Origin of the sequence: Microcoleus sp. B6-A1 (genome assembly GCF_036705085.1) — a bacterium.
In the GTDB taxonomy this organism is placed as follows: Bacteria; Cyanobacteriota; Cyanobacteriia; order Cyanobacteriales; family Microcoleaceae; genus Microcoleus.
On sequence record NZ_JAUBTU010000016.1, the window covers coordinates 21827 to 31917 of the forward strand.

The following is a 10091-nucleotide window of genomic DNA, read 5'->3' on the forward strand; positions in this document are numbered from 1 at the left end:
TATTGACTAAAATCTTTCCGGCTGAAAGATGACTACGAACAAGTAAATAGAAAGGGCGATAATCACCAAACCTAGGAGACTTAAACCCCAGACAGCTTTTCGGGTTAAATCTTCACCCGCAGCAGCGTAGACAGCGGGGGCAACTATAGCATTGAAACACATTACTAGAAATAGCTGCACCGGGATTGGGTGGCGCTGCCAAAGCCTTTGAGCTAACTCAAGAATTTCTTGGAAATCTCTAGGAAAAATATCATTCAGCAAATCATTCCGTTTCATGAATTCTCCTTATTTTGGGAATAAATATCTGTCTTTCTATTTGATGATTTGGGAGCATCTCATATTTGCAAAAACACTTCTTTCTTCTTCCTTCTGACTCTTTTATCCTGGCTCCTGACTCCTGACTCCTAATTCCAATTTCGAGCTTTGCTGCTTTCATTGAGATGCTCCCGATGATTTTTTGGGAAAAATTGAGGCAAATCCTCTGGAACTGGGTTCCCCGGCTCTGCCGGGGAACGAGATTAATCCGTGTATCCGTGTCAAAATCCGTGTCGTGCTTTCCCGATCTATGCTAGCCCAACGGCGGTAATCAAAACATCAATAATTTTGATGGCAATAAACGGCGCGACTGCCCCGCCCAATCCGTAGATTAAAATGTTCCGCTGCAACAGTTGGTTGGCGCTCAAAGGTCGAAATTTTACCCCGGTTAATGCTAGGGGAATCAAAGCGGGAATAATGAAAGCATTGTAAACTAATGCAGACAAAACCGCCGATTGACCGCTGGCTAAACCCATGACGTTTAATGCGCCTACGGGGGCAAACATGGCGGGAATAATTGCAAAATATTTTGCGATATCGTTGGCTAGGGAAAATGTAGTCAGCGCGCCGCGAGTAATCAGCAATTGTTTGCCAATTGTAACTAAATCAATTAGTTTTGTGGGGTCAGAATCTAAGTCCACCATGTTCGCAGCTTCCTTCGCTGCTTGGGTTCCCGAATTCATCGCCAGTCCTACGTTTGCTTGTGCTAGTGCGGGTGCGTCGTTGGTTCCGTCTCCCGTCATTGCGACTAATTTGCCCTCGGCTTGTTGCTTGCGAATTACATCGATTTTGTCCTCGGGAGTTGCTTCGGCAATGAAGTCGTCAACGCCGGCTTCAGCGGCAATTACTGATGCTGTAATTCGGTTATCTCCGGTAAGCATAATGGTGCGAATTCCCATTTTTCGCAGTTGGTCAAACCGATCGCGAATTCCCGGTTTAATCACATCTTTCAAATAGATAATGCCGTAGGTGTCGTTACCTTGACAAACAGCTAAGGGTGTGCCTCCCAAGCGGGAAACTCGCTCGTAAGCTGCGTCGAGATCCGGCCCGAAATTGCCGCCGCGCGATCGCACAAAACCCTTCACCGCATCCACCGCACCCTTGCGAACCTCCGTCCCATCGGGCAAATCCGTGCCAGACATCCGCGTTTTTGCGGAAAAATCAAGCCCAGTAGCGTTAGCGCGATCGAAATCCACCTGTGCGCCCAAATTTTGAGCCAAACGGACGATCGACTTTCCCTCTGGAGTATCGTCAAATACACTCGCAGCAAGGGCTACACTCGCAACCTCCTCCAGCGAGTGACCGTTTACCGCAATGAACTCCTCAGCTAAACGGTTCCCCAGCGTGATTGTCCCCGTTTTGTCCAAAATCAGCGTATTTACGTCGCCGCAAGCCTCCACGGCGCGCCCAGAGGTCGCTATCACGTTAAACTGAGCGACGCGATCCATGCCCGCAATGCCGATCGCGCTCAGCAAACCTCCAATGGTGGTTGGAATCAGCGCCACCAGCAGCGAAATCAGCGTCACCACGCCCACAGGGGTTTTCACGTAATTTCCCACGGGCGGAATCGTCGAAACCACAATCAAAAACACCAGCGTCAGCACCGCTAGCAGCACCGTCAGCGCGATCTCGTTCGGTGTTTTCGATCGTTCTGCGCCCTCTACCAGCGCGATCATCCTGTCCAAAAATCCCTTACCGGGGTCGGCCATCACCCGCAGCGTCAATTCGTCGGAAAGGATGCGCGTGCCGCCGGTGACGGAACTGGCGATGTCCGAACCCGGTTCCTTGAGCACCGGCGCGGATTCGCCAGTGATCGCAGATTCATCCACCGAGGCGACACCTGCGATCACTTCGCCGTCGGAAGGAATGACATCGCCTGCGATCACTTTAATTTGGTCGCCCCGTCTCAGGGATGTCGAACTAACTTCTTGAATTGAACCGTCTGGTAGGAGTTTGCGGGCTGTTGTGTCGGCTTTGGTCGATCGCAGTGCATCTGCTTGCGCTTTCCCCCGCCCTTCTGCTATCGCTTCGGCAAAATTAGCAAATACCAAAGTAAAGAACAAAATAAACGTGACTAAACCGTTGAAAACTCTCTGATTGTTGCCGGGAACCGGGCCGAACAGCGTCGGGTCGATCGTTAATAATGCAGTCACAATTGTGCCAACCCACACCACAAACATCACCGGATTTTTTAGCATCACCCGTGGGTTTAGCTTGACAAAGGCTTCTTTAAAAGCTCTTTGATAAAGGCCTTTAGTATTTGCTTTTGGCGTATGCTTGCGAGACTCGCGAGAGCCTCTCGGAGGTTTTTTTGGGGAATCTGGAGTATGGGATGAGGTCATGTCGATTTGGGATTTTTAATGAACCACAGAGAACACAGAGAACGCAGAGAGAGAGAATAGTGAGGTTGAGAATTTTCGCTATTGAGATGGAGGAGTTGGTGTTGCTAAAGGTGTTGTGGGTGCAGTTATCGGTGTGGGTTCAAATTTGCCGCTGCTAATTTCATATCCTTCGGCAATTGGCCCTAAAGCTAGAACTGGGAAAAATGTCAGCGCGCCCAGAATTATAATGACTCCTGCGGTGACGCTGGTGAACAAAACTGAATCGGTTCTGAGAGTGCCGGTTGTTTCGGGAACCAGTTGTTTGTTCGTCATGCTGTCAGCTAAAAGTAGCAGGGCAATAATTGGAACGTAGCGCCCCAACAGCATACTAAAACAGGTGCTTAAATTCCACCAAACTCCTGTCGGGGCGGGTTGAGAGTCTGCCAATCCTTCCAAGCCCGAACCGTTGTTGGCTGCCGCCGAAGCGTATTCGTACATCACCTGGGAAATGCCGTGAAATCCCTGGTTGCTGATGCCGCTCAAACTGTCGGTAAATGCGAGGGTAATTGCACCGGGGATTAAAACTGCGATCGGGTGAATTAACAAAACAACGCTGGCTAAAACTATTTCCCGTTTCTCAATTTTGCGTCCCAAAAATTCTGGCGTTCTCCCCACCATCAATCCGGTGAGAAATACGCTCAAAATTGAGTAGATAAATAAGTAAGCTGTTCCCGTTCCTTGTCCGCCCCAAACGATTTGCAGAAACAAATTAAACAGAGTAGCAAAACCACCGGGAGGCATTAAAGAATCGTGCATTCCGTTGACAGCCCCGCACATTGTGCCAGTGGTAGTCACCGCCCACAGTGCAGTCTCTGCCCAGCCTAATCTAACTTCTTTTCCTTCTAAATTTGGCTGCTGCGAACCCAGTAAATTATTGATTTGAGGGTTGCCGCCGTACTCGCCAAACGCTGCAATGCCAATCAAAATTACATAGATGGCAAACACCATCCAAAAAATCAGCCATCCCTGCTTTTTGTTGTTGGCAAATCTGCCGTAGGTGTGAATCATAGCTGCTGGTATAGAAACCATTGCTAGTGTTTCCAGCAGGTTGGTAAAAGGATTGGGATTTTCAAAGGGATGAGCCGAGTTAATGGCAAAAAATCCGCCGCCATTTTCTCCCAGTTGTTTGATGCTTTCAAAGTGAGCTACTGGGCCGCGAGCCATTATTTGCGTGCCTCCTTCTAATGTACGGGCTACGGCCGGCCCTGCTAGGGTTTCTGGCACTCCAGAAATTAGCAAAAGTAAGGCAATTATTAAAGAAAGGGGTAGCAGAATCCTGGTAATTGATTGAATTAAATCTATGTAAAAGTTGCCCAAGGGGCGGCCGGTTAATCCCCGGATAAAAGCAATGCCTACTGCTAAACCTGTAGCTGCTGAGGTAAACATTAAAAAACCCAGGGTTAACTGGGATAAATAAGTGAATGTTGTCTCGCCTGAATAATGCTGTTGGTCGGTATTGGTGAGGAATGAAATAGTTGTGTGCAGCGCAGTATCCCAGGTTGGGGCACTTAAGCCGGTGGCATTTAAAGGCAGCACTCCTTGAAGCATGAAAATTAGGAAAACAAATATGCCCATTGCTGCATTGCTGTACAGTAGCGATCGCGCATATTGCCAACCTGTCATCGAATCTATAGACCGGATATTGCTGGCTTTATAGATGAGTTGTTCTAGGGGTTTAATAGCGGGGTCGAGAATAGTTGGTTCTCCCATGTACACCCGCGCCATGTAATTACCAAAAATAGGGGCGATCGCTACTACAATGATTAGCGTTAATGCGATTTGAATTAATCCTTCAAGCATAACTGAGCCAATACTTCCTTAAAAGTGCAATCTGCTTTTAACAATCAATATACTTGCTGTTAGGATTTTTGATAATCAGCCCGCCGGTATAAGTTGCCGTTTACCCGTTATGCTTAGCTGCTATATATTTTCACTTACAGACAAATGTTTAAATATTTAGCAGTATCTATGCTTGCAGATATAGATGTTATCTAAACGCTTGTTTTTGCGTCACAGGAGACAAATTTTGGCGATGAAAAACCGCAGGTATAAGGCAGAGAGTAGAGTGTAAATATAAAATATAAAATGGATGGATAAAGGATGTTAAACAGCTTATTGAAAATCACAGACAACCAGGCAATTCAAGAGAAGTATTTGCGGGGGAGGTGGTCGATCGCAATTTTATTTGCGATCGTTGTAGTGCTGGAATTTACTACGCCGTCGGAGTATCTGTTTGGGTATTTGTACACAGGGCCGATTTTATTGGCAAATTCGCGCTTGAGTCGGTTGGGTAAGTTACAAATTACGCTGGTAGCGGCAGCTTTGACGCTGTTAAATTTGTTTGTTCCTCCTGGAGAAGCGATCGCCCTAGCAACTGTAGCAAATAGATCGATCGCAGTCATGGCTTTAGGGGTGACGGGATATTTAAGCGATCGCAACCAGCAGTACCAAGAGACGATCGCGATCGCTAAAGCTGAGTTGCAGTCGCAGCAGCAGCTAGCAAGCATCCGAGAAGATTTTGTCTCTACTTTGAGTCACGACTTAAAAACGCCGATGCTGGGGGCGATAGAAACAATTAAAGCTTTTGGGTCAGCAAAATTTGGGAATGTCACCGCCAGTCAGCAAAAAGTTCTCGAAACAATGGCGCGATCGCACAAAATGTCACTACAATTAGTAGAAACGCTGCTGGATGTTTACCGCAACGATGCCGAAGGTTTAAAACTGCAACTTGCGCCCGTAAATTTAGTAGCTTTGGCAGAAGAAGTAATCGCAACACTCATCCATTTGTCGGCGGCGCGCCGAGTTTACATTAGTATGAGTTACGGAGAGTCAGATTTCCGTCGCTCTTTGTGGGTAAATGGCGATGCGGTTCAACTCCAGCGCGTTTTTGTTAATTTGCTAACAAACGGAATTAACCATTCTCCTCGCGGCGGTAAAGTAGAAATAATCATGGAATCTTATTCGAGTTATCAGGTGGTGAAAGTTCTCGATAGCGGGTTGGGAATTACCGCCGATGAACTGCCCCACTTGTTCGAGCGTTTTTATCAAGGACACAGCGATCGGCAAGCCAAAGGTTCGGGATTAGGATTATACTTATCTCGCCAAATTATTGACGCCCACGGCGGTATAATTTGGGCAGAAAATAAATTGCCACACGGTGCTTTATTTGGATTCCGACTCCCTGCTATCCCACAGAAATGAAACCAGCTTATCCGTTGCGAATTCTCCTAGTTGAAGACGACGAACTGTTTCGGTTGGGGCTGCAAACCAGGTTGCAGCAAGAAAGTTGCTTGCAAGTAATTGCCGAGGCAGAAGATGGTGAAACAGCAGTAGAATTGACTCAGGAACACTTGCCCGATGTGGTAGTTCTCGATGTCGGTTTGCCCGGAATTGGGGGTATTGAAGCGTGCCGCCAAATTAAACAGCGACATCCAGCAATTCCCGTTTTAATCTTAACATCTCATTCCCAAAAATCCTTAATTGAAAGATTAATTGCAGCGGGAGCTCAGGGCTATTGCCTTAAGGGAATTGCGGCGGAAACTTTGGTTTTGGCAATTCGATCGATAGCAGCGGGTGCTTCGTGGTGGGATCAGGCCGCGACTGCGGAAATTAGGGCGGTTTTTGCTAATCCCGAACCTGTGAAAGTTGGGTCAAAATCAGAAATTTTGGAGAATCCGTTGACGAAGCGAGAACAGGAAATCTTGGCTTTAGTTGCGGGGGGAAAAAGCAATCAGGAAATTGCACAAATATTGTACATTGCTCCGGGGACTGTGCGGGTTCACGTGCACGCGATTTTGCAAAAGTTAGAAGTGCGCGATCGCACTCAAGCAGCAGTGCTTGCTATTCAGAAAGGATTGGTTGCTGAAGAACTTTTGGCGATCGAACCTTAATAGGGCGGGTTTTGTACCGGAATTGTCGGTTTTTTAAAGGATTTATTGGCTAAACCCGCCCCTATCAAGAGGCTTCTGTTGCAGGTTCATGGGAAATTAGTATTCGTCTTGATTGTTAATTTTACTCATGACATTGAATTTGTGAATTTGCTAAGCTAGACACGCCTTAATTTTCCTACCGTCATCTAACCAAAGGTGTATTATGCCAAATTTTATCAGTTCAGTTTTTAGTTCGATCGCCTTTATCGACTCTGCCCTTCCCGACAGCCAAACTCTCCACAACGGCATCGCAGCGGGGACAGAAGTAATTACCTTGGATGCGGCGCGGGATGGAGTAGAACAAATTACTGAGGCACTAGCGAGTCGCAGCAATATTAAAAGCATTCATATCATCTCCCACGGCCGCCCCGCGAGTTTACTGCTAGGCGCGATCGATCTAAACTTGACAAATTTAAAAACTTATGCTAATCAATTGCAGCGTTGGTGGCGATCGCTGGCAGACAGTGGAGAGATTTTGCTTTATGGGTGTGATGTAGCGGCGGGGGAAAAGGGCGCTAACTTCGTGCAGCAACTGAGTCAGCTAACCAAGGCAAAAATTGCGGCTTCTAGATCGCCGATCGGCAGTTCCGCTATGGGCGGAGATTGGGAATTAGATTATACAACAGGAGCGGTGTCCTCTGGGCTGGCGATCGAGCCAGCCACAATAGCCGCTTATCAATATGTGTTCGGTTTTACCCTCTATGACGGCAAAGACACAAGTAACTTTCCAAACGGATCGCCTCCCGGTATCGGGACATCAGGTAGCACCAGCACTCAATTAGCTTATGGACAAGTACCTCTTCCTGGCTTCGGTGGTGTCCTACCTGCTGGTGCGTTCTCGCCCAACACGGGCATTGATACTGCTAGCGTTACCGCCGCCAATAACACTACAGGCTATGCGGGCTACACCAACTACAAATACACTCCTCCAAGTCCGCCAGCGACGCCAGGAACATTTACTCCAGTCAACGCAACTTTCCCGGCCCTCAACCTTACTAACGGTTACAGCGTTTCTTTTCGAGTTGCAGTTACGGCGGAAAACAGTAATAGCGACAATCGGGCAGGTTTCAGCATCATCTCGATTAGCAGCGACGCTCAAAATGGCATTGAACTGGGTTTCACCAAACGCAACCTCGGCCTCAACGGAGGCATCTTTGCTCAAAACGGCGGTACAGCATCATCAGTTCCTCGGTTGTTTACTCGCGGAGTAAATGCACCTGTTAATATCAGCACTCCTACCGACTACAAACTGGTAGTCCAAGGCACCACTTACACGCTGTTTGCCGGCCCTACAGCAATACCAAACCTGACAAATCAGCCGCTGCAGAACTACACGGCATTTAATCCAGCAACCAGCCAGCCGCGTTTACCCTACAATCCCTACAGCCAGCCAAACTTCCTATTTTTCGGGGACGCCACGGATCAAGCAAGTGCCGCTTTTACTCTCGGCACCATCTCGGTTAATAATTTCCCGGTGGCCGTCGATGACGGCAGCTACAGCGTCGAGCACGACAAAGTTCTCAGCGTCTCTGGGGCGGGAGTCTTAAGCAACGACACCGACGCCAACAGCGGCGACGCGCGTAGTGCCGTGGTAGTTACAACCGCGAGCAACGGTACAGTCAAGTTAAATCTCACCGGCGACTTCACTTATACTCCGAAAGCTGGCTTTGTAGGCACTGATACCTTCACCTATAATGTTAGCGACGGCACAGATTCATCTGTCCAACCAGCAACAGTTACGATTAACGTTACAAATAATAATCTCCCGATCGTACAACCCGAAAATTACCCTACCTTACACGATCAAGTCTTGAACGTGCCTTTCGCCAAGGGAGTTTTAGCCAACGATAGCGACGTTGATGGCGATGTGTTGACGGCAACTAAAGTCACAAATCCCAACAATGGCACTCTCGCATTCAATAAAGACGGTTCTTTTATCTATACTCCCAATCCGGGATTCGTGGGACTCGACAGCTTTACATACACAGTCAGCGACGGGGCTGCTACTTTACCAGCAATCGCGAATATCTCTGTCACCAACAATCCGCCGATCGTACAACCCGAAAATTACCCTACCTTACACGATCAAGTCTTGAACCTGCCTGCCGCCAAGGGAGTTTTAGCCAACGATAGCGACGTGGATGGCGATGTGTTGACGGCAACTAAAGTCACAAATCCCACCAATGGCACTCTCGCATTCAATAAAGACGGTTCTTTTATCTATACTCCCAATCCGGGATTCGTGGGACTCGACAGCTTTACATACACAGTCAGCGACGGGGCTGCTACTTTACCAGCAATCGCGAATATCTCTGTCACCAACAATCCGCCGATCGTACAACCTGAAAATTACCCTACCCTACACGATCGAGTCTTGAACGTGCCTGTCGCCAAGGGAGTTTTAGCCAACGACAGCGACGTTGATGGCGATGTGTTGACGGCAACTAAAGTCACAAATCCCACCAATGGCACTCTCGCATTCAATAAAGACGGTTCTTTTATCTATACTCCCAATCCGGGATTCGTGGGACTCGACAGCTTTACATACACAGTCAGCGACGGGGCTGCTACTTTACCAGCAATCGCGAATATCTCTGTCACCAACAATCCGCCGATCGTACAACCTGAAAATTACCCTACCCTACACGATCGAGTCTTGAACGTGCCTGTCGCCAAGGGAGTTTTAGCCAACGACAGCGACGTTGATGGCGAGGTGTTGACGGCAAATATTTTTAGCAACCCCAACAACGGCACGATCGCATTCAATAAAGATGGTTCTTTTATCTATACTCCCAATCCGGGATTCGTGGGACTCGACAGCTTTACATACACAGTCAGTGACGGGGCTGCTACTTTACCAGCAATTTCGGCAAATATCAACGTTACAAACAATCCGCCGATCGCACAACCCGACACCTACAGCATCAGTGCCGGAAAAGTCCTCAGCTTAACAGCGCCGGGAGTTTTAGGCAACGACTCCGACGCAGATTTAGACGCGCTGACTGCTGCGCTGACCGCCAACCCGACTAAAGGGTCGATCGCCCTCAACAAAGACGGTTCTTTCACTTATACTCCTAACGCTGGCTTTTCTGGAACAGACACATTTACCTACACAGTCAGCGACGGAATAGTTAGCTCGGAACCGGCTACCGTGACTGTAAACGTCAACAATAACCCGCCTGTAGCCAATTCTGACAGCTATACTACTGCTTTTAATACGGGTCTCAACGTGACTGGTTTGGGAGTCTTAATCAACGATACTGACCCGGAAAATGACCCGCTGACGGCGATTCTGGTGACAAATCCGGCTACAGGGTCGATCGCCCTCAACGCTAACGGTTCTTTCACTTATACTCCGAATGCTGGTTTTGCAGGGACAGACTCTTTTACCTACAAAGCTAACGACGGGAAAGCGGATTCTGCGATCGTCACGGCAAGCATTGTTGTCAATAACCCTCCGACTCCG

6 protein-coding genes are annotated in these 10091 nt (G+C 48.1%); 3 read left to right on the forward strand and 3 right to left on the reverse strand.

All coding sequences use genetic code 11. The features are described 5' to 3' along the window. Nucleotides 1-6 precede the first annotated feature (6 nt). From kdpF to kdpA, 3 genes are all read right to left on the reverse strand, one after another. The gene (gene kdpF / locus QUB11_RS07975; protein ID WP_333199568.1) at nt 7-276 is read right to left on the reverse strand and encodes a K(+)-transporting ATPase subunit F; all 270 of its coding nucleotides are present in this window, start codon (nt 274-276) and stop codon (nt 7-9) included. A 287-nt stretch (nt 277-563) separates the two neighbouring features. Beyond that, nucleotides 564-2657 (reverse strand): potassium-transporting ATPase subunit KdpB, encoded by a 2094-nt coding sequence (gene kdpB / locus QUB11_RS07980; RefSeq protein ID WP_333257089.1) that lies wholly within the window; start codon nt 2655-2657, stop codon nt 564-566. A gap of 78 nt (nt 2658-2735) precedes the next feature. Further along, nucleotides 2736-4496 (reverse strand): potassium-transporting ATPase subunit KdpA, encoded by a 1761-nt coding sequence (kdpA, locus tag QUB11_RS07985; protein WP_333199563.1) that lies wholly within the window; start codon nt 4494-4496, stop codon nt 2736-2738. Nucleotides 4497-4796: 300 nt separating this feature from the next. On the opposite strand from kdpA, the gene QUB11_RS07990 reads away from it, so the two are divergent. From QUB11_RS07990 to QUB11_RS08000, 3 genes are all read left to right on the forward strand, one after another. Then, nucleotides 4797-5897: a HAMP domain-containing sensor histidine kinase gene (locus QUB11_RS07990; protein WP_333199561.1), complete on the forward strand. Its 1101-nt coding sequence runs from the start codon at nt 4797-4799 to the stop codon at nt 5895-5897. Then, on the forward strand, nt 5894-6586 hold the full coding sequence (locus QUB11_RS07995; protein ID WP_333199559.1) for a response regulator transcription factor: 693 nt from the start codon (nt 5894-5896) through the stop codon (nt 6584-6586). Before QUB11_RS07990 ends, QUB11_RS07995 begins: the two co-directional genes overlap by 4 nt. Before the next feature lie 202 nt (nt 6587-6788). Then, nucleotides 6789-10091: Ig-like domain-containing protein (locus QUB11_RS08000; RefSeq protein ID WP_333390234.1), on the forward strand; the 3303-nt coding region annotated here is incomplete at its 3' end.